Origin of the sequence: uncultured Microbacterium sp. (assembly GCF_963528945.1) — a bacterium.
Classification (GTDB): Bacteria; Actinomycetota; Actinomycetes; order Actinomycetales; family Microbacteriaceae; genus Microbacterium.
This window is the reverse complement of record NZ_CAURWX010000004.1, coordinates 79,033-103,247: the sequence shown is the minus strand read 5'-3', so window position 1 is coordinate 103,247 and position 24,215 is coordinate 79,033. Positions and strand designations below refer to the sequence as shown.

At 71.4% G+C, this 24,215-nt stretch carries 22 protein-coding genes; 6 read left to right on the top strand and 16 right to left on the bottom strand.

What is annotated here, in order from left to right:
- Positions 1–17: 17 nt before the first annotated feature.
- The 7 genes from RWS82_RS13065 to RWS82_RS13035 form a co-directional block, all read right to left on the bottom strand.
- Positions 18–1,310: an NAD(P)/FAD-dependent oxidoreductase gene (locus tag RWS82_RS13065; RefSeq protein ID WP_314650839.1), complete on the bottom strand. Its 1,293-nt coding sequence runs from the start codon at positions 1,308–1,310 to the stop codon at positions 18–20.
- A 103-nt stretch (positions 1,311–1,413) separates the two neighbouring features.
- Complete coding sequence (locus RWS82_RS13060) at positions 1,414–2,571, bottom strand: mannitol-1-phosphate 5-dehydrogenase (protein ID WP_314650837.1); 1,158 nt, start codon at positions 2,569–2,571, stop codon at positions 1,414–1,416.
- Positions 2,568–3,002, bottom strand: a complete 435-nt coding sequence (locus RWS82_RS13055; protein WP_314650835.1) for a PTS sugar transporter subunit IIA — start codon at positions 3,000–3,002, stop codon at positions 2,568–2,570. Before RWS82_RS13055 ends, RWS82_RS13060 begins: the two co-directional genes overlap by 4 nt.
- A gap of 76 nt (positions 3,003–3,078) precedes the next feature.
- Positions 3,079–4,695 (bottom strand): PTS mannitol transporter subunit IICB, encoded by a 1,617-nt coding sequence (locus tag RWS82_RS13050; RefSeq protein WP_314650833.1) that lies wholly within the window; start codon positions 4,693–4,695, stop codon positions 3,079–3,081.
- A complete protein-coding gene (gene ptsP, locus RWS82_RS13045; RefSeq protein ID WP_314650831.1) occupies positions 4,692–6,377 on the bottom strand; it encodes a phosphoenolpyruvate--protein phosphotransferase in 1,686 nt (561 codons plus the stop codon). The genes RWS82_RS13050 and ptsP overlap by 4 nt, the downstream gene beginning before the upstream one ends.
- Complete coding sequence (locus RWS82_RS13040) at positions 6,374–6,655, bottom strand: HPr family phosphocarrier protein (RefSeq protein ID WP_314650829.1); 282 nt, start codon at positions 6,653–6,655, stop codon at positions 6,374–6,376. The genes ptsP and RWS82_RS13040 overlap by 4 nt, the downstream gene beginning before the upstream one ends.
- Complete coding sequence (locus RWS82_RS13035) at positions 6,652–6,966, bottom strand: hypothetical protein (RefSeq protein ID WP_314650827.1); 315 nt, start codon at positions 6,964–6,966, stop codon at positions 6,652–6,654. Before RWS82_RS13035 ends, RWS82_RS13040 begins: the two co-directional genes overlap by 4 nt.
- Positions 6,967–7,132: 166 nt before the next feature.
- On the opposite strand from RWS82_RS13035, the gene RWS82_RS13030 reads away from it, so the two are divergent.
- Positions 7,133–9,052: a PRD domain-containing protein gene (locus RWS82_RS13030; protein ID WP_314650825.1), complete on the top strand. Its 1,920-nt coding sequence runs from the start codon at positions 7,133–7,135 to the stop codon at positions 9,050–9,052.
- Between the two features lie 26 nt (positions 9,053–9,078).
- On the opposite strand, the gene RWS82_RS13025 is transcribed toward RWS82_RS13030, so the two are convergent.
- From RWS82_RS13025 to RWS82_RS13015, 3 genes are all read right to left on the bottom strand, one after another.
- Entirely contained in the window at positions 9,079–9,342 is a 264-nt protein-coding gene (locus tag RWS82_RS13025) for an HPr family phosphocarrier protein (RefSeq protein ID WP_314650823.1), read from the bottom strand.
- A gap of 61 nt (positions 9,343–9,403) precedes the next feature.
- Complete coding sequence (locus tag RWS82_RS13020; RefSeq protein WP_314650821.1) at positions 9,404–11,074, bottom strand: phospho-sugar mutase; 1,671 nt, start codon at positions 11,072–11,074, stop codon at positions 9,404–9,406.
- A complete protein-coding gene (locus RWS82_RS13015; RefSeq protein ID WP_314650820.1) occupies positions 11,071–11,904 on the bottom strand; it encodes a purine-nucleoside phosphorylase in 834 nt (277 codons plus the stop codon). Before RWS82_RS13015 ends, RWS82_RS13020 begins: the two co-directional genes overlap by 4 nt.
- Positions 11,905–11,953: 49 nt before the next feature.
- Here RWS82_RS13015 and RWS82_RS13010 point away from each other — a divergent pair, with 49 nt between their 5' ends.
- On the top strand, positions 11,954–13,402 hold the full coding sequence (locus RWS82_RS13010) for an NAD(P)H-quinone dehydrogenase (protein WP_314650818.1): 1,449 nt from the start codon (positions 11,954–11,956) through the stop codon (positions 13,400–13,402).
- Between the two features lie 84 nt (positions 13,403–13,486).
- Here the strand turns inward: RWS82_RS13010 and RWS82_RS13005 are convergent, their stop codons facing one another.
- Both RWS82_RS13005 and RWS82_RS13000 read right to left on the bottom strand, forming a co-directional pair.
- Positions 13,487–15,253 (bottom strand): biotin carboxylase N-terminal domain-containing protein, encoded by a 1,767-nt coding sequence (locus tag RWS82_RS13005; protein ID WP_314650816.1) that lies wholly within the window; start codon positions 15,251–15,253, stop codon positions 13,487–13,489.
- Positions 15,254–15,331: 78 nt separating this feature from the next.
- Positions 15,332–15,988: a nucleoside triphosphate pyrophosphatase gene (locus RWS82_RS13000; RefSeq protein WP_314650814.1), complete on the bottom strand. Its 657-nt coding sequence runs from the start codon at positions 15,986–15,988 to the stop codon at positions 15,332–15,334.
- A gap of 22 nt (positions 15,989–16,010) precedes the next feature.
- On the opposite strand from RWS82_RS13000, the gene RWS82_RS12995 reads away from it, so the two are divergent.
- The 4 genes from RWS82_RS12995 to RWS82_RS12980 are packed head-to-tail and all read left to right on the top strand — an operon-like array spanning position 16,011 to position 20,185.
- Positions 16,011–17,249 carry a TRAM domain-containing protein gene (locus tag RWS82_RS12995; protein ID WP_314650812.1) on the top strand — a complete coding sequence of 413 codons (1,239 nt, stop codon included), beginning with the start codon at positions 16,011–16,013 and terminating at the stop codon, positions 17,247–17,249.
- A 41-nt stretch (positions 17,250–17,290) separates the two neighbouring features.
- A complete protein-coding gene (locus RWS82_RS12990; protein ID WP_314650811.1) occupies positions 17,291–17,950 on the top strand; it encodes a response regulator transcription factor in 660 nt (219 codons plus the stop codon).
- Positions 17,940–19,181, top strand: a complete 1,242-nt coding sequence (locus tag RWS82_RS12985) for an ATP-binding protein (protein WP_314650810.1) — start codon at positions 17,940–17,942, stop codon at positions 19,179–19,181. The genes RWS82_RS12990 and RWS82_RS12985 overlap by 11 nt, the downstream gene beginning before the upstream one ends.
- Positions 19,178–20,185 (top strand): hypothetical protein, encoded by a 1,008-nt coding sequence (locus tag RWS82_RS12980; RefSeq protein ID WP_314650809.1) that lies wholly within the window; start codon positions 19,178–19,180, stop codon positions 20,183–20,185. Before RWS82_RS12985 ends, RWS82_RS12980 begins: the two co-directional genes overlap by 4 nt.
- Before the next feature lie 296 nt (positions 20,186–20,481).
- Here RWS82_RS12980 and RWS82_RS12975 read toward each other — a convergent pair whose 3' ends face one another.
- The 4 genes from RWS82_RS12975 to RWS82_RS12960 form a co-directional block, all read right to left on the bottom strand.
- The gene (locus tag RWS82_RS12975; RefSeq protein WP_314650807.1) at positions 20,482–20,703 is read right to left on the bottom strand and encodes an acyl-CoA carboxylase subunit epsilon; all 222 of its coding nucleotides are present in this window, start codon (positions 20,701–20,703) and stop codon (positions 20,482–20,484) included.
- On the bottom strand, positions 20,700–22,289 hold the full coding sequence (locus RWS82_RS12970; RefSeq protein WP_400190096.1) for an acyl-CoA carboxylase subunit beta: 1,590 nt from the start codon (positions 22,287–22,289) through the stop codon (positions 20,700–20,702). The genes RWS82_RS12975 and RWS82_RS12970 overlap by 4 nt, the downstream gene beginning before the upstream one ends.
- Before the next feature lie 87 nt (positions 22,290–22,376).
- Positions 22,377–23,366, bottom strand: a complete 990-nt coding sequence (locus RWS82_RS12965) for a hypothetical protein (protein ID WP_314650804.1) — start codon at positions 23,364–23,366, stop codon at positions 22,377–22,379.
- Between the two features lie 78 nt (positions 23,367–23,444).
- A complete protein-coding gene (locus tag RWS82_RS12960) occupies positions 23,445–24,137 on the bottom strand; it encodes an NTP transferase domain-containing protein (protein WP_314650802.1) in 693 nt (230 codons plus the stop codon).
- Between the last annotated feature and the right edge of the window lie 78 nt (positions 24,138–24,215).

The window sequence follows — 24,215 nt, the reverse complement described above, 5'->3', positions numbered from 1 at the left end:
ATCGACCCGGAGCGCGGTCAGGCGTGCCGCTCCAGTGCCTCCCGCTCGCGCCGCACGGCACGTCGATACGCGTGCTTGTCGACGTAGTGCGCCATGCGGGGCAGGTCCACGAAACGGTACCCGCCGGTGAGGTCGGGCCACGGCCGGGTCGCCACGCGCGCCCGGAACCGCGCAGCCCGCGCGGGATGCCGGTCGACGGCGGCGAGGTAGGCGGCGAGCAGCTCGGCCTGCTCGGCGCGGCCCTGCCAACCCAGGCCGGAGGCCTCGACCATCCCGATCACGAAGAGCCCGTCGAACGAGGCGGGGAACACGTGCAGGAAGAGCCGCGGCGTCTCGCCCTCCCCGCCGAGGTGCACGCGATCGACGAAGGGGTAGTCGAGCCGATATCCGGTGGCCAGCAGCACGAGGTCGTACGCGTCGGCGGTGCCGTCGCGGAAACGCACGCGCTCTCCGTCGAACGCCGCCACCTCCGGCCGGATGCGCAGATCGCCCTGGCCGAGATGATCCAGCACCCGCGTGTTCACGATGGGGTGCGATTCGTAGAGGCGGTGGTCGGGCCGGGGGAACCCGAACCGGCTCGGATCGCCGGTGAAGAGCCGCAGCACGCGGGTGTCCACCGCCTGTTTGAGGTGTGGGGGGAGGGGGCGACCCCGTGAGATCGTGTCGCTCGGGCGGCCGAACAGATACCGCGGCACGAAGTACGAGCCGCGGCGCACGCTCATGTCGACGGCTGCGGCGGAGTGCACGGCATCCACCGCGATGTCGCAGCCCGAATTGCCCGACCCCACGATCAGCACCCGCTTGCCGCGCAGCGCGTCGGCCGAGGAGTAGGCGCTCGTATGACGGATCTCGCCGTCGAACGTCCCGGGGAAGACGGGCACGTTCGGCTCGGCGAGCGTGCCGTTCGCCAGCACGACTCCCCGGTACCGGCGGGTCGACGCGCCGTCGGGGCCCTCAGCCGTGAGGTCCCACCCGCCGTCTCGCGGCTCCAGCCGGGTGACCCGGGTGTCGAAGCGGTAGAGCCCCGTGAGTGCGAATTCGTCGGCGTACGCCCGCAGGTACGCGAGCACCTCGCGGTGCCCCGGGTAGTCGGCTCGGGATCGCATCGGGAACTCGCGGAACTCGGTCGTCGTGCGCGACGAGATGAGGTGGGCCGACTCGTACATCGTGCTGCGGGGGTTCGTGATGTCCCAGAGGCCGCCCACGCCGTGCGAGGCCTCGTATCCCTCGACCGGGATGCCGCGCCGCTGCAGGGCGCGCGCCGCGGCCAGTCCCGACGGCCCGGCGCCGATCACCGCGTATGCGTCCACTCTCTGCCCCTGCACGTCGATGTGTCGAAAACGCCCCCGACCCGATGGTAGCGGGGCGGGGGCATTTGCGGCCGATGGGGCGTCAGCCCTGCAGCGCGGGGCGTCAGCCGGCGCGGAGCGCGTCCTGGCGCGCCTGCACGACGGCCTCCACGGCGGGGAAGAGCGGATGCTGCGGCTCGAGCCCCGTGGTGCGGGTGGTGAAGGTGCGCGCGTCGTCGGAGCGCAGCAGCTGCTGCAGCTCGACGGACTGCGGGTCGTCGGCGTCATCGAAGTCGAGCGCGGCACCGACGGCTGCGACGAGCGCCCCGGTCGACAGGCCGTGCTCCGCGGCCACAGCGGCCGGTCCGATGAAGCGCTCATGGCGGGAGATCTTGCGCAGGGGCTGCCGCCCCACGCGCTGCACGGTGTCGACGAGCGCAGGGTTGCGGAACCGGTCGAGGATCGTCGCGCGGTACTCGGCGAGATCGGCCGGGTCGAGGCCGTGCACGGTGGCGAGCACGGCCGAGGTCTCCTCGAGGGCGGCGGTGACCGCCGCGGAGATCTCGGCATCGGCGAGAGCGTCGGAGATGCGCTCGACGCCGGCCCGCGCGCCGAGGTACGCGGTCGCCGCGTGCCCGGTGTTCACCGTGAACAGTTTGCGCTCGATGTACGGCGCGAGGTCGTCGACGAAGTGCGCGCCCGGGATGCTCGGCAGGTCGCCGCCGAACGGCCCGGCCTCGATCGTCCACTCGAAGTACGGCTCGACCGTGACGTCGACGCCCGCGCCCTCCGGCTGCGCCGGGACGATGCGGTCGACGGCGGTGTTGGCGAAGACGGCGCGGGCGAGCAGGTCGGGGGCGTCGACACCCGCGACGCGCTCGATCTCCGCGCGGAGCAGGTCGGTGGCACCGATCGCGTTCTCGCACGCCATGATCTTCACCGGTGCGGCGTCGGGGGAGCGGCGGGCGAGGCCCTCGACGATGGTCGGGGCGATGAACCGCAGCACGGTCGGCCCGACCGCGCAGGTCACGACATCGGCGGTCGCGACCTCGTCGGCGGCGGCATCCGGGTCGGCCTTGCTGTTCACCGCGCGGAAGCCGGTGACGACCCGGTCCACTCCGCCGGGGCCGACCTCGTGCACCGTGTACTCCGAGACGCCGTTGATCGCGTCGACGAGCGCCTCGGCGACGTCGGAGAACACGATCTCGTAGCCGCCCTCCGCGAGCAGCAGACCGACGAAGCCGCGCCCGATGTTGCCGGCGCCGAACTGGACGGCCTTCATGCCTCGTTCACCGCCGAGAGCAGTGCGTAGAGCTCTTCGGGAGTCTGCGCCGCGTTGAGCTTCGCGACGTCGTCCTCGTCGGAGAACAGGATGGCGATCTGCGAGAGGATCTCGAGGTGCTCGTCGCCCTTGCCGGCGATGCCGACCACGAAGGTCGCGGGCTCGCCCGCCCAGTCGACCCCGCCGTCGTAGCGCACGACCGAGAGGGCCGAGTCGAGGATCGCGTCCTTCGTCTCGTTCGTGCCGTGGGGAATGGCGAGGCCGTTGCCCATGTAGGTCGAGACGGTCTCCTCCCGCTGGCGCATGGCGTCGACGTACGCCGGGGTCACGGCTCCGACCTCGACGAGGATGTCGGTCGCCTCCTGCAGCGCGGCCTCCTGGGTCGCCGAACCTGCGTGGATGCGGACCTGGCCGGGGGTGAGAACGCTCATGATCTTCCTTTCGCGGTGTTCCTCTGGAAATGGTCCGGTGGGCGGATGCCGGAGCATCCGCCCACCGGGGTCTGTGTCAGGCGCTGGTGCCGCGCTGGGCGCGCACCATCTCGACGACCTCTTCATACTTCGGGGAGTTCATGAAGTTGTCCACCGAGACGTGCACCGAGGCCGGCGACTGCGCCTTCGCGCGATCGGTCAGCTGCTGCTGCGTGATCACGAGGTCGGCCGAGCCGTCGAGGTTGGCGATCGCCTGGTTGGTGACCGTGATCCCCTCGATGCCCGCCTTCTTGAACTTGTTGCGGAGGACGCTGGCGCCCATCGCCGACGAGCCCATGCCGGCGTCGCAGGCGAACACGACGTTCTCGATGCGGCGGTCGGTGGCGACTGCGGTGGTCGTACCTGCCGGAGCGCCCGAGGAGGTGCGCAGGGCGTCCATCGCAGCCGACGACTTGCCCTTGTTAGCCTCGGTCTGTGCGATCGCGGCGCCGAAGTTGTCTTCGGCCTCGAGGTCGCGTTTGCGGGAGGCCCGCAGGATGACAGCGGTGATGAGGAAGGTCACGGCTGCGGCGATGAGCACGGACAGGTAGACGACGACGAGGTTGCCGACACCCGAACCGATCGCGGCGGCGGTCACGGCGATGATGCTGCCCGGTGCGGCCGGGAAGCCCAGACCGCCGCCGAGGATCATGTTGGTCGTGACCCCGGCCGCACCACCCGCGATGAGGGCGAGGATGGTGGTCGGCTTGCTGAGGGCGTACGGGAAGTAGATCTCGTGGATGCCGCCGAAGAACTGGATGACGGCCGCGCCGGGGGCCGAGGCCTTCGCCGCGCCGACGCCGAAGAACGTGAAGGCGAGCAGCAGACCGAGGCCGGGGCCGGGGTTGGCCTCGATGAGGAACAGGATCGACTTACCGGTCTCGGCGGCCTGCTCGATGCCGAGCGGGGTGAAGACGCCGTGGTTGATGGCATTGTTCAGGAACAGCACCTTCGCCGGCTCGACGATGATCGAGACCAGGGGCAGGAGGTTGAGCGAGACGAGCCAGTCGACAGCCGCACCGAGCACGGCGCTGACGCCGAGCATGACCGGGCCGAAGGCGAAGAACCCGACGATCGCGAGGATCATGCCGAGGATGCCAGCGGAGAAGTTGTTCACGAGCATCTCGAAGCCGGGGCGGATCTTGCCGTCCCAGAGCTTGTCCATCTGCTTCGTGATCCACGCCGCGATCGGGCCCATGATCATCGCGCCGAGGAACATCGGGATGTTGGTTCCGACGATGACACCCATGGTTGCGATGGTCGCCACGACGCCACCGCGCTCGCCGTAGACCATCCGGCCTGCGGTGTTCGCGATGAGCAGCGGCAGCAGGTACGTGACCATCGGGCCGACCAGGCCGACGTACGCGAGGATGTTGCCGTCGGCGCCTTCGGCGACCGCGGTCATGGCGCCCTGCCAGCTGATTACCGCGGAGTCGCCGCCGCCGCCGATGATCTCGGCGACGGGCGCCCAGTGCCAGCCGAACGGGCTGTCGGCGCCGAAGAACCCGGCGGGGATGAACAGCATGGTGATGAAGCCCCACGCGATGAACGCCGCGATGTTGGGCATGATCATGCCGGAGAGGAACGTGCCGAATCGCTGCACGCCCGTTCGGAGCCCGCCCGTTTTCGCGGCGGCTGGTGACGTCGTCGTCATGATGTCGTCTCTTTCTGGTGAGGAGGGAGTGCCGCGGCGGCTTCGGCCGCGGCGGTGCGCGCACCTGCGGCGTCATCGGCCGCGAGTGCCTGCTCTGCGAGGTGTCGGGCCTCGTCGAGCGTGCGTTCGGAGAGCGCGTGGCGGACGTCCGCCAGCGCTGCGGGGGCCATCGAGAGGCTCGTGGCGCCGAGGCCCACGAGCACGACGGCGAGGAGCGGGTCGGCGGCGGCCTCGCCGCAGATGCCGACGGGCTTGCCGAGACGGGCACCGGCGGCGCCGACCTCGCGCACGAGCCGGAGGACGGCCGGATGCCACGCATCCTGGAATGCCGAGACGGACCCGAGGAGGCGGTCGGCGGCCATCGTGTACTGCGTGAGGTCGTTCGTGCCGATCGACGCGAAGTCCGCGTGTGCGAGCACCCGGTCGGCGAGCAGGGCGCTCGAGGGCACCTCCACCATCACGCCCGCCGTCTTCAGCCCGTACTCGCGAGCGAGCGAGGTGAAGTACGCGGTCTCCTCGACGGTCGCCACCATCGGCGCCATGACCCACAGGTCGGCCTCGGTCGCGGCATCCGCCTCGGCGAGCGCCGTCAGCTGCTCACGCAGGATGTCCTCGCTGGCGCGCAGCGCTCGCAGACCACGCAGACCGAGCGCCGGGTTCTCCTCGTGCGCGTCGTTGAGGAAGGCCAGCGGCTTGTCGGCGCCGGCGTCGAGCATGCGCACGACGACCTTCTGCCCGGGGAACGCCGCCAGCAGCTCGCGGTACGACTCGCGCTGCTGCGCGACGGTCGGCGCCTGCGACGACGACAGGAACAGGAACTCGGTGCGGAACAGGCCCACACCCTCGGCACCGCGGGCCACGGCATCCGCCGCATCGGCCGGCTTGCCCAGGTTCGCCAGCAGCGGGATCGCCGTGCCGTCGGCGAGGGCTCCGGGGGTGAGGGGTGCGGCCTCGGCCGAGGCGCGGTCGGCGGCGCGCTGGGCGGCGCGGTCCTGCTCGTCCGACGTCGGGTCGACGGTCACGAGTCCCGCGGCGGCGTCGACGATCACCGTCGTGCCGGTGGCGAGACCGGCGGCCTCGACGGCGCCGACGATCGCGACGATGCCCTTCTCGCGGGCGAGGATCGCGGTGTGCGAGGTCGGACCTCCGTCGCTCGTGACGAGCGCGAGCACCTGGTCGAGGTTCAACAGAGCCGTGTCGGCAGGGGCGAGGTCGCGGGCGACCAGCACGAACGGATGCCCGGGGTCCGGCACACCCGGCGCGTCGAGTCCCTGCAGACGGGCGAGCACCCGCTGGGCGATGTCGTCGAGGTCCGCAGCGCGCTCGCCGAGGTACCCGCCGACGGCCTCCAGCGTGGCCTTGAAGCCCGCGAACGCGTCGTGCACGGCCCACTCGGCGGTCGAGCCGGCGTCGATGCGCTCATCGACCTCGTCGAGCAGGGTCGGGTCCTCGGCGATCATCGCCTGCGCCTCGAGCACCTCCTGTGCCGACCCGCCGGCGGCCTCACCGCGCGCGGTCAGCTCCTGCGCGACGTGCGAGATCGCCTCGCGCACGCGGGCGCGCTCGGCCTCGGCGCCCGCCGCACTCGGGGTCTGCGCGGGCGCCGGCAGCGCCTCGGTCATGCGCACGACCGGGCCGTGGGCGATGCCGGACCCGATCCCGACTCCTCGCAGCTCGCTCATCCGGCGGCTTCCTGGTCGTGGTCGGTGGTGAGCAGCTCGGTGAGCGAGTCGAGCACCTGCTCCGCCCCGTCGCCGTCGGCGGTGAGGGTGACGTAGTCGCCGTGCTCGACCGCGAGGGCGATGACCCCGAGGATGCTCGCGGCGTTCACGGGCTTGCCCGAGTCCTTCGCGATCGTCACGGGGATGCCGGACTCCTTCGCCGCCTGCGCGAAGAGCTTCGCGGGGCGCGCGTGCAGCCCGTGGGAGGAGCCGATCCGAACGGTGCGGGAGGCGGTCATGGGGTTCCTTTCGGGGTGGTCTCCGCGGGGAGGAGGGCGCGCACCAGGGCGAGCGTCCGTTCTCCGTCGCGGTCGGCGAAGATGTCGGCGGGGAGGAGCGAGACCGGCGTGCCGGCGCGTGCGGACAGGTCGTCGAGCCGGTCCGCGAGGTGCGGTCCGACCAGGACGAGGTCCTGGGCGCCGGGAACGAGGGACGCCTCGGTGCCGGCGGCCGCGTCCCACGGGAGACCGGCGTCGGCTGCGGCGCGGCGCAGGCGCTGCGCGACGAACGTGCTCGACGCACCGGCGCCGCACACCACGAGGATCCTCATCGATTCCACCTTCCTGAGAACAGTCTGGGAAAGGATGCGGGGGTCTTTCCAACAGGAAGATTTCCGCCCCTGCGGAACTCCGCTTCCGCCCCCTGCCCTCCCGCGGGCCTGACATCATGGGAAGGGCGGCGTACAGCGAGGTCGCACCAGGAGCAGAGGGAGGACCATGTCGCGTCAGCGCCAGGACCAGATCCTCACCGCTCTGCTGCGACGGGACAGCTGGATGACCGCCGCGAGTCTCGCCGACCTGGTGGGGGTGACGCCGCGCAGCATCCGCTCCTACGTCTCGGCCCTCAATGCCCGCGTGGGCGGGGACGCGGTCGAGTCGGGTCCCGCGGGCTACCGCGCAGGGGCATCCGCTCGCGATGCGCTCCGGGCGCGCTCGGGCGGCGAGTCGACGCCCCGCGATCGCCTGCACGCCCTCGTGCGGATGCTCCTCGACCGGGCCGACGGCCTCGATGTGTACGCGACCGCCGAGGGGCTGCACGTCAGCGAGGCGACCCTGGAAGCCGACCTCGTGCGCGTGCGCGGACTGCTCGAGGGCACCGACCTCGTGTTGGAGCGCGAGCGGGAGAGGGTGCGCCTGCGCGGCAGCGAGGAGGACCAGCGCCGTCTCATCTCGCGCCTCGCCCACGACGAGATGGATGCCGCGTCGTTCCACCCCGAGACCTTCCGCCGTGCCCTCGGAGCGACCGGGGTGTCGGCCGAGGCCGTCGGGCCGTTCAAATCGGCGCTGGTGCGCGAGCTCGGTGCGCTGGGCTACTTCGTGAACGAGCTGGCGATCGCCGACGTGCTGCTGCACATCACGATCGCGGCCGATCGTGTCGCCGCGGGCTACGCGATCCCCGGGGAGACGGCGGGCCCCCGTGACGAGATCGCTCGCGTGGGAGAGGTCGTCGCACGTCTCGCGCAGGAGGCCTTCGCAGTGGAGTTGGGCGTCGGCGACCGCCGCCACCTCGCGTCGCTCGTGCTCACGCGTGTCGTCGCCCCGGGTGAGGAGACCACGCGAGAGGTGGCGCGCAGCGGAGTGGAGGAGCGCGTCGAACAGGCGGTGCGTGCAGAGCTCGCCCGGGCATCCGCCGAGTACGACGTCGACCTCGTCGAGGACTCGTTCGTTCTGCGCCTCGCCCTGCACGTGCAGAACCTGCTGCGCCGCGCCGAGGGGCAGGCGCTCGCCCGCAACCCGCTCACCCGCTCGCTCAAGACGTCGTACCCGATGATCTTCGAGGTCGCCGTGTCGATCGCCAGCGGCCTCCACGACCGCCTCGGCACCCCGATCCACGATGACGAGATTGCGTACATCGCCATGCACGTCGGCGGCCGTCTCGAACGCAGCCGCAAGGCCGCATCGATCCTCACCGCGACGATCGTCTGCCCCGGATACCACGAGCTGCGCGAACTGCTGCGCGCCAGCGTCGACCGGTCGCTCGGCTCCGCGATCGAGGTGACCAGCGTGGTGACGGCCGTCGATCCCGACTGGGCGTCGTTCGGCACCGACCTGGTGCTCAGCACCATCGAGCCCGGTGTCACGGGTGAGCGCTTCGTGCGCATCCACCCGTTCTTCACCGACTCCGATGTGGAGCGCGTACAGCAGGCCGCCGGTCGGGTGCGCCGGGTGCGCCGTCTCGCCCGCCTGCGCGACGAGCTGTCGCAGTACTTCGCTCCCGACGCCTTCGTGCACCCCCTTCCCGACGAGGGGGAGGAGGCGATCATCCGCCGGCTCGGGGGTCTGCTCGTCGGTACCGGCGTCATCGACCAGGAGTACGTCGAGAACACGATCCTGCGGGAGCGCATGTCGTCGACCGCGTTCACGGATGCTCTCGCGGTGCCCCACGCCTTGCAGATGACGGCCGCGCGCACGGCCATCGCGATCGGCGTCGCCGACGGTTCGGCCGCATGGGCGGACGGACGCGTGCAGGTCGTGGCGCTCGCCGCGTTCAGCGAGAACGACCGGGCCGCGTTCCAGACGGTGTTCGAGCAGCTCGTCGAGGTGTTCAGCGAACGGGAGAGCGTGCAGCGCATCGTGCGCCGGGGGACGACGTTCGAGGCGTTCCTCGATGAGCTCGTCGCCGTGATCGACGGCTGATCGCTCGGGCGGGGCGGGGAGCCGCGTCAGGACTCGGGCGCGAGCACGGCCGACAGCTCGTCGAGCAGAGCGTCGGCGCCGGGGGAGTCCGGAGTGCGCAGCTCGACCGCGTCTCCGGTGCCGAGGGCGAGGTCCATGACCGCGAGGACGCTGCGCAGATCGACGGTGGTGCCATCGGATGCCCGCAGGGTCACGGGAGCACCGTGCGCCTGCACGAGACGCACGATCTCGGCGACCGGGCGCGCGTGCACGCCGTTGTGCGCGCGGATGATGACGTGACGGGTCGGCATGGGTCCGATGGTAACGGTCGGAGGTGTCCGGCGCGCCGGGCGGGGCGCGCCGGACACCCGATCAGGATCGCTCGGCGAGCAGGGCGCGCACGCCCGCCTCGATCTCGGCGACGGCGTCGCGCGCGGCATCCGCCGCTTCGGCGCGGGCGTCGATGTACACCTTCAGCTTGGGCTCGGTGCCGCTCGGCCGCACGATCACGCGCGAGCCGTCGGAGAGCCGGTAACGCAGCACGTCGCCCGACGGCTGACCCGGCGCCGCCTGCAGCAGGTCGTCGGCCGTCGAGACGGCGCGCTCGCCGATGTGCGACGGCGGGGTCGCGCGCAACGACGCCATCACGGTGCCGATGAGCGAGAGGTCGTCGACGCGGACCGAGACCTGACCGCTCGAGAAGTGCCCGTAGGTGTCGCCCAGCTCGCGCAGCAGGTCTGCCAGGGTGGCGCCGCGCTCTCGAGCCTCGGCGGCGAGACCGAGCACGGCGACGGCCGCCGAGATTCCGTCCTTGTCACGGACGGTGCCCGGGTTCACGAGGTAGCCGAGCGCCTCCTCGAAGCCGAAGACGATCCCCGGGGCGCGCGAGATCCACTTGAAGCCCGTGAGCGTCTCGTGGAAGTCGAGGCCGTGGTGGGCCGCGACGGCGCCGAGCCCGGGCGACGACACCAGCGAGCACGCCAGCGACGCGCCGGGGGTGCCCTCGGCCGCGCGCGCCGCGCGGGCGCCCAGGAGCAGACCGACCTCGTTGCCCGAGAGTCGGCGCCAGCCGTCGGCGGCGTCCGCGTCGGGGATGGCGACGGCGAGGCGGTCGGCATCCGGGTCGTTGGCGAGGATGAAGTCGGCGTTCGCGCGGCGTGCGCGCGCGAACGCGAGGTCCATCGCGCCCGGCTCCTCGGGGTTCGGGAACGCGACCGTGCGGAACGTGGCATCCGGGTGCAGCTGCTCGCCCACCACGGTCGGTCGGGGATACCCGGCCGCGTCCACGATCCGGGCGAACGTCTCCCACCCGACGCCGTGCATGGCGGTGTACACCCAGCGCATGCCCTGCGCGACCGTCGAGGCGGGGGCGACGGCGGCGGTCGCGGCGACGTACGCCTCGACGACCTCTTCGCCGGCGACCTCGTAGTCGGAGGAGCGGGGGAGTGCGGCGATCGTGCCGGCCTCGGCGACCTGCCGGATCGCGGCGGCGATCTCGGCGTCAGCAGGGGCGACGATCTGCGAACCCTCGTCGGCGCCGCCGAGGTACACCTTGTAGCCGTTGTCGTTCGGCGGGTTGTGGCTCGCGGTCACCATCACGCCCGCATCGGCGCCGAGGTGGCGGACCGCGAACGCGAGCACGGGCGTCGGGAGCAGACGGGGGAGCAGGATGGCCCGCAGCCCCGCCCCGGCGAAGATCTCGGCCGAGTCGATCGCGAACACGCGCGAGTTGCGGCGCCCGTCGTAGCCGATGACCACGGTCGGCGTTGCCCCGTCGGCGCGGCCGCGGAGGTACGCGGCGAAGCCGGCCGCCGCCTGCGTCACGAGCACGCGGTTCATGCGGTTGCTGCCCGCGCCCAGCGCGCCGCGCAATCCGGCGGTGCCGAACGCCAGGCGGCTGCCGAAGCGGTCGTCGAGGTCGGCGAGAGCGGCGGCGTCGCCCGACGCCGCGCGGGTGACGACGCCGGCGAGCTCGTCGCGGGTCTCGTGGTCGGGATCCTGTCGCAGCCAGGCGCGCGCCTGAGCGAGCCGCTCCTCGCTCACAGGGCCTCGACCACCCGCGCCAGCAGCTTCGAGATGACCGGCTCGGCCTCGCGGCCCGCCTCGATGACCTCGGCGTGGCTGAGCGGCGTCTTCTGGATGCCGGCGGCGAGGTTCGTGATCAGCGAGAAGCCGAGCACCTCCATGCCGGCCTCGCGGGCGGCGATCGCCTCGAGCGCGGTCGACATGCCGACGATGTGGCCGCCGATGGCCTTCGCCATCTGCACCTCGGCGGGGGTCTCGTAGTGCGGCCCGCGGAACTGCGTGTAGACGCCCTCGTCGAGGGTGGAGTCGACCGTGCGTGCGATGTCGCGCAGACGCTGCGCGTAGAGGTCGGTGAGGTCGATGAACGTCGCGCCCTCGAGCGGGGAGTCGGCGGTCAGGTTGATGTGGTCGCTGATGAGCACCGGCTGGCCGGGCTTCCACGTCTCGCGGATGCCGCCGGCGCCGTTGGTGAGCACCATGATGTTCGCGCCCGTCGCGGCGGCGGTCCGCACGCTGTGCACGACCCGGCGCACGCCGTGGTCTTCGTAGTAGTGGGTGCGCGCGCCGATGACGAGCACGTTCTTGCCGTCGGGCGTGCGGATGCTGCGCAGGGTGCCGACGTGCCCTTCCAGTGCGGGCTTCGAGAAGCCGGTCACCTCGGTGGCGGGGATGGTGGCCACCGTCTCGCCGATGATGTCGGCGGCTTTGCCCCAACCGCTCCCGAGGGTGAGCGCGATGTCGTGCTTCTCGACGCCGGTCAGCCGGGCGATGTCGGCGGCGGCGGTGGCGGCGACCTCGAACGGGTTGGCGTTCGGGTCGTCCAGGGGGTTGCTGTGAGTCTCGGGCATAGGCTCCACTCTAGGAAGGTGACGGCTCGGCTGCCAAGATTGCGGAAGAATGGGGAGCATGGCTTCCACCCCTTTCGAGCGCACTCAGCGCGTCGCCGTCCTCGGCGGCGGTCCCGGCGGATACGAGGCGGCTCTCGCGGCCGCGCAGCTCGGAGCGGAGGTGACCCTCGTCGAGCGCGTCGGCGTGGGCGGTGCCGCGGTGCTGACCGACGTGGTGCCCTCGAAGAGCCTCATCGCCACGGCGGATGCCGCGGTCGCGATCTCCGAGGCGAGCGACCTCGGTGTGCAGTTCTACGCGAAGGGTGAGAAGGGCAAGCCGCTCAAACCCGAGATCGCCATCAACCTCGCCGCGGTGAACAAGCGGCTCATGGCCCTGGCGGGTCAGCAGTCCGAAGACATGCGCACGACTCTGCTCGAGGCGGGTGTGCGCATCCTCTCCGGCCACGGCCGCCTCGAGGGGCGCGACGCGATCGTCGTCTCGACCGGCCAGGGCGGCACCGACTTCGACCGCGTCGAGGCCGACACGATCATCGTCGCCGTTGGCGCCTCGCCGCGCGAGCTCGACTCCGCGAAGCCCGACGGTCGACGCATCCTCACGTGGACGCAGCTCTACGACATGAAGGCGCTGCCCGAGCACCTCATCGTGGTGGGCTCGGGCGTCACCGGTGCCGAGTTCGCCTCGGCGTACATGAACCTCGGCGCGAAGGTCACGCTCGTCTCCAGCCGCGACCAGGTGCTTCCGGGCGAGGATCAGGACGCCGCCCGCGTGCTCGAGCAGGTCTTCACCCGCGGGGGCATGACCGTGCTCTCCAAGGCCCGCGCCGAGAAGGTCGAGGCCACGAAGGACGGCGTCACCGTCACCCTGGCCGACGGTCGCACGGTCGATGGTTCCCACTGCCTGATGGCGGTCGGCTCCATCCCCAACACCGCCGACATCGGTCTGGCCGAGGCAGGGGTCGAGCTCACCGAGCAGGGGCACATCCGCGTCAACCGCGTCGCTCGCACCTCGGTGCCGAACATCTACGCGGTCGGCGACTGCACGAACTTCTTCCCGCTCGCCTCCGTCGCGTCGATGCAGGGCCGCACCGCGGTGTTCCACGCGCTGGGCGACATCGTCATCCCGCTGGAGCTCATCAAGATCACCTCGAACATCTTCACTGCGCCCGAGATCGCGACGGTCGGCTACGGCGTGAAGGACGTCGAAGACGGCAAGGCCGACGGCATGGTCTACAAGCTGCCGCTCGCCGCGAACCCGCGGGCGAAGATGATGGGCATCAAAGACGGCTTCGTGAAGCTCATCGCCCGCAAGGGGTCGGGCACCGTGATCGGGGGAGTGATCGTCGCGCCGAAGGCCTCGGAGCTCGTCTACCCGATCGCGATCGCCGTCGAGCGGCGGCTCACGGTCGACCAGGTCTCGCGGGTGTTCGCGGCATACCCCTCGCTGTCGAGCAGCATCACCGACGCCAGCCGGGCGATGCACCTCTTCAACATCTCCTGACGGCTCCGGCGGGGCCGGTGCCCGGTCCGCCGACACGAAGGGCGCCCCACCGTGGTGGGGCGCCCTTCGTCGTTCGAGCGGGGGTCAGCTGATGGTGAGCAGCTGGTGGCCGGCCGAGACGGTGGCTCCGGCATCCGCGGCGATGTTGCCGACGACGCCGTCCTTGTGCGCCTGCAGCGGCTGCTCCATCTTCATCGCCTCGAGCACTACGACCAGGTCGCCCTTGACGACCTGCTGGCCCTCTTCGACCGCGACCTTGACGACGGTCGCCTGCATGGGCGACTTCACCGCGTCGCCCGATGCACCGGCGTTCGCGGTGGTGGCGTGGCTGCGGCGCGACGGCGGTACGGCGGCCGGGCGGCCCGTGGCGGTCGGTGCCGCGGCGACGCGATCGGGCAGGCTCACCTCGAGGCGCTTGCCGCCGACCTCGACGACCACGGTGTGGCGTCCGGTCCCGGGTGCCGGGGCGTCGAGCTCGCCGTCCCAGGCGGGGATGTCGTTGTCGAACTCGGTCTCGATCCAGCGGGTGAACACGCCGAACCGGCCGTCTTCGGCCGTGAAGGCGGGGTCGCGCACGACCTTGCGGTGGAACGGCAGCACGGTGGGCAGACCGGCGACCTCGAACTCGTCGAGCGCACGGCGCGAGCGCTCGAGCGCCTCCGCGCGGTCCTTGCCGGTGACGATGATCTTGGCAAGCAGCGAGTCGAACGCGCCGGAGACCTCGTCGCCGGCGGTCACGCCCGAGTCGAGGCGGATGCCGGGGCCGCCGAAGGTCTTGAACACGTGCACGGGACCGGGCTGGGGCAGGAAGCCGCGACCCGGGTCCTCGCCGTTGATGCGGAACTCGATCGAGTGGCCCTGCGGCACCGGGTCGGAGTAGTCGAGGGTGCCTCCGGCGGCGATGCGGAACTGCTCGCGCACGAGGTCGATGCCGGTGACCTCCTCGGAGACCGGATGCTCGACCTGCAGGCGCGTGTTGACCTCGAGGAACGAGACGGTGCCGTCGGCGCCGATGAGGAACTCGCAGGTGCCGGCACCGACGTAGCCGACCTCGCGGAGGATGGCCTTCGACGCTGCGTAGAGCTGGGCGTTCTGCTCGTCGGTGAGGAACGGCGCCGGCGCCTCCTCGACGAGCTTCTGGTGGCGGCGCTGCAGCGAGCAGTCGCGCGTGGAGACGATGACGACGTTGCCCTCGGCATCCGCCAGGCACTGGGTCTCGACGTGGCGCGGCTTGTCGAGGTACTTCTCGACGAAGCACTCGCCGCGCCCGAAGGCTGCGACGGCCTCGCGCGTGGCCGACTCGAACAGCTCGGCGACCTCGTCGAGCTCGCGGGCGACCTTGAGGCCGCGGCCGCCGCCGCCGTAGGCCGCCTTGATGGCGATAGGCAGACCGAACTCCTCGGCGAAGGCGACGACCTCGTCGGCGTTCGCGACCGGACCCGGCGTGCCGGGGGCGAGCGGTGCGCCCACCTTCTCGGCGACGTGACGGGCGGTGACCTTGTCTCCGAGCGCCTCGATGGCTTCGGGTGACGGGCCGATCCACGTCAGGCCCGCGTCGATCACGGCGCGCGCGAAGGCGGCGTTCTCGGCGAGGAAGCCGTAGCCGGGGTGCACGGCGTCGGCGCCGGCGCGTCGGGCGATCGAGAGGATCTTCTCGATCTGCAGGTAGGTCTCGGCGCTGGTGGCTCCCCCGAGGGCGTAGGCCTCGTCGGCGAGTCGCGTGTGCAGCGCGTCGCGATCCTGGTCGGCGTAGACGGCGACCGAGGAGATCCCGGAGTCACGGGCGGCGCGGATGATGCGGACGGCGATCTCGCCGCGGTTGGCGATGAGCACCTTGGCGATAGCAGGCATGAATGCCAGCCTAGCGAGTAGAGCCGTCGGGCATTTGACGACTCTCCACAAGAAAGCCCGACGAACGTGGCGGGAAGTCTACGACCGGGCGGCGGCGTTCCAGAGGTCGGTCCATACGACGCCCAGCTCGGCGGCCAGGCGGCGAACGGTCGACAGTGACATGCCGACGACCGTGGAGGGGTCGCCGTCGACCCGGGTGATGAAGGCGCCGCCCAGGCTGTCGACCGTGAACGCGCCCGCGACGAGCAGCGGTTCACCGGAGGCGACGTAGGCCGCGATCTCGGCGTCGGTCACGTCGTCGGCGAACGTGACGGATGCTGCCGCCGTTGCGGTGGCCTCGACGGGCTCGCGCCCCGGCGTCACGCGGAAGACCGAGTGGCCGGAGTGCAGGATGCCCGTCGCGCCCCGCATCTCCGTCCATCGCCGGGTGGCCTCCTCCGCGGTGTACGGCTTGCCGTAGACGCGCCCGCCGAGCGCGAACATCGAGTCGCCGCCGATCACGATGCCGTCGAAGGCCGGATCCTCGACGGCGATACGGCGCGCGACGTCGGCGGCCTTCGCCCGCCCCAGCAGCAGCACGAGCTCCTCCGGCGCGAGATCCCCGCCTCGCTCCGCCGCGGCCGCCGCGGCGACGGCGTCCTCGTCGACGTCGGGTGCGAACGTGAGGGGCTCGATGCCGGCCTGGCGCAGCAGCATGAGGCGAGCGGGAGAGGTCGAGGCGAGGCAGACACGCATGTGCCCACCGTATCCTCGAAGGATGACCTCTTCCGCCCCTGACCTGCTCGACCTCGACATCACCGGGATCGCGCACGGCGGCACCGCCGTCGCCCGCCATGAGGGGCGCGTCGTCTTCGTCTCCGACGCGATCCCCGGCGAGCGGGTGCGCGCCAGGGTCGTCGTGCCCGAGGGTGGCGCCGATGCCGAGACGCGCAGCTTCTGGCGCGCCGACACCGTCGAGGTGCTCGACGCCTCACCGCACCGCCGTGCGCACCTCTGGGCGGAGGCCGATGTCGAGAACGACCCCGCCGCGCGCCCCGGTGGGGCCGACTTCGGCCACATCGCCCTCGAGCACCAGCGCGTGCTGAAGCGCCAGGTGCTGTCGGAGGCGCTCGACCGCTTCGGGGGCGGCGGGCTCGACGCCCCCGAGATCGAGGCCGTCGAGTCCGGCGACGGGGCCGCCTGGCGCACACGCCTCACACTGCACGTCGACGACGAGGGCCGCGTGGGTCCGTTCGCCGCACGCAGCCACCGGGTCATCCCCGTCGGAACGCATCCGCTCGCCCGCCCGGCGATCGCTGAGGCCGCCCTCGCGCTGCACGGCGAGGCCCCCGGCCGGGTCGAACTCGTCGAGCCCGCCGACGGCCGGGTGCGCGTGCTGCGGCGCCCCGACGAGACGCGTCGACCGGCCCGCGGCGCGCGGCGCCCCGCGCCCGAGGTGGTGCACGAGCGCGTCGGCGACCGACGGTTCCAGGTCGATGCCGGCGGCTTCTGGCAGGTGCATCCGCGGGCGGCCGCGGTGCTCGACGCCGCCGTCTACGGCCTGCTCGACGGGCACGTCGACGAGGAGTCCTCGCACCTCGACCTGTACGGAGGTGTCGGCCTGTTCGCGGCGACGCTGGCCGACCTCGGCGGCACCCGCATCTCGACGGTCGAGTCGAGCCGCCGCGCCACCGAGCACGCGCAGGCGAACGTCGGCCCCCTCGGGGCGACCGCCGTCACGGCGCGCGTCGACCGCTTCCTGGCGGGCCGACCGGATGCCGGGCGTACGGGAGCGGTCGTGCTCGATCCGCCGCGCGCCGGCGCGGGACGCCGGGTCGTCGAGGCCATCGACGCCCTGCGGCCGGACGCCGTCGCCTACGTCGCGTGCGACCCGGTCGCGCTGGCCCGCGACCTCGGCACATTCCGCGACCTCGGGTGGAACGTCGACCGGATGCGCGGATTCGACCTGTTCCCGCACTCGCACCACTTCGAGGTCGTCGCCCTGCTCACCCGGTGACGTCGCCCGGCGATCGTGTCGTGACTCAGTAGGCTGTGGGCATGAGCACGGTCGCCCTCATCGATGATCACGAGTCGGTCCGTCTGGGTCTCGAGGCGGCCTGCGGTCGCGACGGGCAGACGGTCGTATTCTCGGGCAGCACCGTGGCGTCGTATCTCGACTGGCGCGCGTCGACCGGAACCACCCCCGCCGACGTCGTCGTCCTCGACCTCACGCTCGGCGACGGCACCACGGTCACTGAGAACGTCTCCTCGCTCGTGGCCGACGGCGCGAGCGTCGTGATCCACAGCGTCGCCGACCGCCCGGCCGCGGTGCGCGAGGCCTTGGCGGCCGGCGCGGCGGGCGTCGTCAGCAAGTCTTCGGCCCTCGACGACGTGCTCGACGCCATCCGCACGGTCGCGAACGGCGAGGCGCTCAACAACGTCGAATGGGCGAGCGCGGTCGATGGCGACCGCGAGTTCGCCGACGCGCAGCTCTCCACGCGCGAGCGCGAGGTGCTTCGTCTCTACGCGACCGGTCTACCGCTCAAGGCGGTCGCCGACCGGCTCGGGGTCGCCTACTCCACGGCGAAGGAGAACATCACCCGCATCCGGGTGAAGTACGTCGAGGTCGGTCGACCGGCGCCGACCAAGGTCGACCTTCTGCGCCGCGCGATGGAGGACGGCATCGTCGGCGCGGACGGGACCGCGGGTGGCCGCTGAGTCGCTGAGCATCCGGGAGGCCTGGAGCCAGATCCCGTCGCCCGGAGCCGCGGGCGGCGAGTTCGAGCGCTTCACCGGCAAGCGCATGGAGCGCATCCTCGCGATCGTCGTCGCGATCGGCTCCGGGTTCCTCGGCGTGCAGGGCCTCGCCAGCGCGTTGAAGACCCTGCCGGCCGGAGACGTCCCGCACCTCGTCGTCGTGCTCGTGGTGTTCGTGCCGCTGGCCGCCATGCTGCTGTGCTGCCTCATCGGTCGCGGCGTGCGGGTGTCGTCGGGGGCGTTCGCTCTCGTCTACGTCCTCGCGCTCGCCGCCTGGCCGAACATCGTCGATGCCGGAGCGGCCGTGAGCACCCCCGATGTACGACCGTGGATCTTCTTCCTGGTGAACGTCGCCGTCGCCGCCGCGATGCTCGCCTTCCCGCTGCGCGTGCAGTACGCCTGGGCGGTCGCCGTGCCCATCGTCTACGGATACGTCAGCCTGGTCGAGGGCGGGTTCGCCGTCGAGTTCTGGCTGCGGGTCGGCTTCGACGTGTCGTTCACGGTGATCCTCGGGCTCATCATCATCTCGTTGGGGTGGATGCTGCGATCCGTCGCCGCGGGTGTCGACGACGCCCGGGGGCGTGCCGTCGCCGCCTACGCGGGCGCGGCGGCCGCCGCCGCGGCGGAAGAGGAGCGGATGGCGATGTCGGCGCTCATGCACGACAGCGTGCTCGCGGCGCTCATCGCCGCGGAGCGCGCAGACGGCGAGCGGGCACGAGAGCTCGCGGTCGCGATGGCGCGCGAGGCGCTCACACGGCTTGCGAACACCGAGGCCGCCGTCGCTCAGGAGGGCAGCGACGAGCCGGTCACGCCCGCACAGGTGGTGGTCGAGCTGCGCCGAGCGCTGTCCGAGCTCGGCGTCGACGCCGTGGTCGAGGAGTCGGGAGCAGGACCGGCCATCCCCGGGAGGGTGGCGCGGGCGATCGTGCTCGCCGCGCGGCAGGCGATCGGGAACGCCGTTGCGCACGCCGGGGGGCGCGGACTGCACGTGCTCGTCGCCTCGGTTCCCGGCGGCGGCATCCGCGTCGTGGTCAGCGACACCGGCCCGGGCTTCGACCTCGCGTCGATCGGCGAAGACCGCCTCGGCATCCGGGCGTCGATCCTCGCTCGCATGGCGGGCGTGGCCGGGACGGCCGACATCTCGTCGGATGCGGCCGGCACGACCGTCGAGCTGGGATGGGACGCCGAATGAATCGCACGGTGCGCGGGGTCGCGACGTCGCTCGCGATCGGTTTCGGCATGTACTTCGCGGCGACGGCGATGGTGTGGAACCCCCGACCCGACGCGCCGGTGCTCGCGGTGATCGCCGTCGCCGCGTATCTCGCCGTGCTCAGCACGGCGATCCTCGGTGCGCCCGCCGCCGTGCGCATGCCGCTGTGGACGGCGCTGCTCGCTCTCCTCGCCGCCGTGGTTGTCCCCGTCATGGTCAACCTCTCGTTCCCCGAGGCCGCGCGCACGGCGACCGTGGTGACCTGGTACATCGGTGGGGTCGGACTGCTCGGCATTGTGTTGATCGTGCGTCGGCGGTTCGTCCTCGCGTGGCTGCTGCTCGTCGCTCTCGCGGGGGTGTCGCAGGCGTTCCTCGGATTCGCGAAGGCCCTCGATTCCGGGCTCGTCGGGTCGACGATGTGGGTTCTCGTGGCGCAGCTACTCGTGCTGTTCTGGGATCGCGCGGTCAGCGACACCGAGCGGCTCGCCGAGATCCAGCAGGCCGTCTCGGCGTGGCATGCGACGCAGCTCGTGCGACAGCGGGAGCGACGACTGCGCACGCAGTTCGCCCTGGCGGTCGCGGGCCCGGTGCTGAGCCGCACGGTCGCGTCCCACGGCGTGCTGACCGACGAGGAGCGTCTCGAGGCGCGTCTCGCCGAGGGACGCCTGCGCGACGAGTTGCGGGGCGCGGACCTGCTCAACGATGCCGTCCGCGATGCCATCGAAGCGGCACGACGTCGGGGAGCGAGCGTCACCGTGTTCGATGAGGGCGGACTCGACGGCATCGACGAGGCACGTCGCGCGGAGATCCGCGACGAGCTGGCCGGGGTGGTCGCGGGCGCTCACGCGGGGCGGCTCATCATCCGTTCAGCGCGCGACGATCGCACCGCGGTGACGGTCGTGGGACGGGTCGGCTCCGGTTCGTCTCGCGACGACGATGCGGTCGACGTGTGGCACGAGATCCCGCGCGAGGCGCAGACCGTCTGAGAGGGACCCGTCGCCCCGGTCTTCGGAGGCCCGCATACCGACGGCTCCGATCGGGGGAGGGGACCGGAGCCGAAGGAAGAGAATGGGCGAGGGGCGGCGAAGCCGCCCGCCCCTCGCCATGCGGCCCAGTTACCCGAAAACCGGCCGCGGGTGACCGGTCATCGTCTGTCTACCCTGGGACAGAGAGCCGGTCGAACGCGAAGCGTCTCTCTAACTATCGCCGTTCGCCCCGGCGGTGTCTGTAGGTATTTTGGGGGACATGTGGGGGAGGTTTCGCCGGTGTCCCCGCAGGCGGATCAGCCCGAGAAGCGCCCCCAGGGGATGTCGCGTCGCAACGGACGCCGGAGCGGCCGCTGCGTGCGCATCCAGGCCGAGACACGGGGTTCCTCGGCGACCGCCGCCGAGGCCTCCTGCACGTACGCGTCGCTGACGACCGCGATGAGGGCGGCGAGTTCTTCCTCCGTTGCGGTGCCGCGAGTGATCTCGAGGTCGGGCCGCTCGTCGCTCCCGCCGCTCACAGCGGGATGTTCCCGTGCTTCTTGGGCGGCAGTTCGGCGCGCTTGCCGCGCAGGGCGCGCAGCGACTTGGCGATCGACACGCGTGTGTTCGCGGGCTCGATGATCCCGTCGAGCTCTCCGCGCTCGGCGGCGAGGAACGGCGAGGCCACGTTGTAGGTGTACTCGTTGGCCAGGCGGGTGCGCACAGCGGCGACGTCCTCGCCGGCCTCCTCGGCCTTCTTGATCTCGCCGCGGTACAGGATGTTCACGGCGCCCTGGCCGCCCATGACCGCGATCTCGGCCGTCGGCCATGCGAGGTTGACGTCGGCGCCGAGCTGCTTCGACCCCATCACGATGTACGCGCCGCCGTAGGCCTTGCGCAGGATGACGGTCACCAGCGGCACCGTCGCCTCGGCGTAGGCGTAGAGCAGCTTGGCGCCGCGGCGGATGACGCCCGTCCACTCCTGGTCGGTGCCGGGCAGGTAGCCGGGCACGTCGACGAGGGTCACGATCGGGATCGAGAAGGCGTCGCAGAACCGCACGAAGCGACTGGCCTTCTCGCCGGCCTCGATGTTGAGGGTTCCCGCCATCTGAGAGGGCTGGTTGGCGATGATGCCGACCGACCGGCCCTCGATGCGTCCGAAGCCGATCACGATGTTCGGGGCGAAGAGCGGCTGCACCTCGAGGAAGTCGCCGTCGTCGACGACGTGCTCGATGACGGTGTGGATGTCGTACGGCTGGTTGGGCGAGTCGGGGATGATCGTGTTCAGCTCGCGATCGGCATCCGTGGTCTCGAATTCGAAGACGCCCTCGTACGACGGCAGCTCCGCCATGTTGTTGTCGGGCAGGAAGCCCAGCAGCGTGCGGGCGTAGTCGATCGCGTCGTCCTCGTCCTCGGCGAGGTAGTGCGCCACGCCGGAGCGGGTGTTGTGCGTGTACGCGCCGCCGAGCTCCTCCATTCCGACGTCCTCACCGGTGACGGTCTTGATCACGTCGGGACCGGTCACGAACATCTGACTGGTCTTGTCGACCATGATCACGAAGTCGGTGAGCGCGGGGGAGTACACCGCGCCACCGGCCGCCGGGCCCATGATGATCGAGATCTGCGGGATCACTCCCGAGGCGCGGGTGTTGAGGCGGAAGATCTCGCCGTACTTGCCGAGCGCGACGACGCCCTCCTGGATGCGGGCTCCGCCCGAGTCGAGGATGCCGATGCAGGGCATGCCCCCGGCGAGCGCGAATTCCATGACCTTGATGATCTTCTCGCCGGCGACCTCGCCGAGAGAGCCGCCGAAGGTCGAGAAGTCCTGCGAGTAGACGGCGACGGTGCGGCCGTGGATCGTACCGACCCCCGTCACCACGGAATCGCCGTACGGACGCGAGCGGTCCATGCCGAACGCGGTGGTGCGGTGGCGGACGTACTCGTCGAACTCGACGAAGCTGCCCGGATCGACGAGCAGCTCGATGCGTTCGCGGGCGGTCATCTTGCCCTTGGCGTGCTGCTTCTCCTTCGCCTTGGCTTCCGCGTCGACGACGGCTTCGCTGTAGCGGGCCCGCAGGTCCGCGATCTTGCCGGCAGTGGTAAAGAGGTCGGGCTGTTCCGTCACGGATTCCACCCTAGCGTCGGGTCGGCGCCGACCGTTGGATGCTCGCCACAACGGCTCGCGCGATCCTTTGGCGGCGTGCTCCTGTCGTCAGGAGGCGGGCGCGCCCGCCGCGTCCGGGAGGCGGTGATCGCCGGGCGCCTCGTCGAGGGCCTCGGCGTCGGAGTCGGACCCGCGGCGGGAGCGGCGCGGACCGAGTTCGCCGACGCGGTGCCCTGCACGTCCGACGCCGCGCACGACGGTACCGGCCGCCCCGGCCACCGCGGAGCCCGCGGCCCGGACGCCGTGCAGCATCCGCAGCTCGGTCTTCTGCGCACCGGCGACGGGTTCGAGCTCGACGGGGAACTCGAGGGGAGCGTGCCCGAACGCCCGTCGCGATGTGGTGAGCACTCGCCGACCGAGGATGTGGTTTCCTGCGCCGCCGATCGCAGCGCCCACGCCGAACGGGAGGGCCTTGCCGATGAACGAGGCGCCGCCGCGGGCCGCGAACTGCCGCACGAACGTGCTCTTCAGCCGGTCGACGAGCGGGCCCAGGGCGGCGCGCGGCAGCGACTTCGTGACGAGTTCGCCCCAGTAGGAGGAGCGGTTGCCGCCCTTGCCGACGACCTGGCCGGCGAGCTGGCGGACGAGGTCGACGCCCTCCTTGCCGAGCATGAGCGTCATGACGAGTGCGCGCGCACGGTCGGGGTCGGCCACGGCGATCCCGTGCACCTCGGCGACGGACTGCGCGAAGAGCGCGGTCGACTCGACGAACCCGACGGTTTCGACGCCCGAGAGAGCCAGCGTGATGCCGGTGCCGATGCCCGGGACGACCGCGGTGGCCCCGACCGCGGCCCCGCCGGCGGTGACGGCGGCGAGGTAGCGGCGTTCGAGGATCTGCACGATCTCGTCGGGCGTCGCTCGCGGATTGCGAAGGCGGACGCTGCGGATGTGCGCGAGCACCAGCGGTCGCTGGATCGACAGCACCCGGTCGAGCCCACGCACCATGAACGGATGCTCGGTCGAGCCCGTCGGGGGGAGGCCCGTGTCCCAGGGGGCGTCGTCCGGGAGCGAGTGGATCTTGTGCACCTTGCGAGCCATGGTCCGATCCTAGGAAGTATCGCCGCGAGAAAGCAGAGAGCCGCAGCCTCGGCGAAGGCTGCGGCTCTCAGGAGCGGGTCAGACGAAGAGGTTCGCCCGCTCGAGGTCTTCGGCGAAGTCGACCTCGACCGCGTAGAGATCGGAGACGTCCATCGGCTCGAGCAGGAGACCGTCTTCGGCGATCGCCAGCTCGAGACCGCGCTCGAAGTAGTCCTGGTCCTCGACGCGCTGCAGCTGACGCATGAACGCCCGCTTGTCGGCCGCCGAGATGTAGTTGATGCCGACGGCTTCGCCCAGGCCGCCCTGGACGGTCTTCGACAGCTCGTGGATGAAGCCCTCGGAGGTCACGGTGTACTTGACCTCTTCGTCGCTGACCTTGGAGGTGTTCACCGTGACGAACGACTGGTCGCGCTCGATGTACGCCGCCGCTCGGCCGAGGATCATCGGGTCGAAGACGACGTCGCCGTTCATCCAGAGCACACCGCTGCGGCCGGTCGCGCCGAGGGCGCGGAGGAGGCTCTTCGAGGTGTTGGTCTCGTCGTAGCGCTCGTTGTGCACGTAGTTGGCCGAGGGGAACGCCTCGATGATGGTCTCGGCGCGGTACCCGACGACGGTGGTGATGCGGGCGTCGGTGCCGAACGCAGCGCGGATGTTGTCGTGCTGCTGGCGCATGATCGTGCGGCCGTCGCTGAGCTCGGTCAGCGGCTTGGGCAGGGCGCGACCCAGGCGCGAGCCCATGCCCGCGGCGAGGATGACGGTCTGAAGAGTCACGAGTGCTCCTTAAAAAGGTGTGTTCAGGGCCGGTTCACCGGCCGGACACTTCTTCGTGCCGCGTTCATGCTAGCGAGA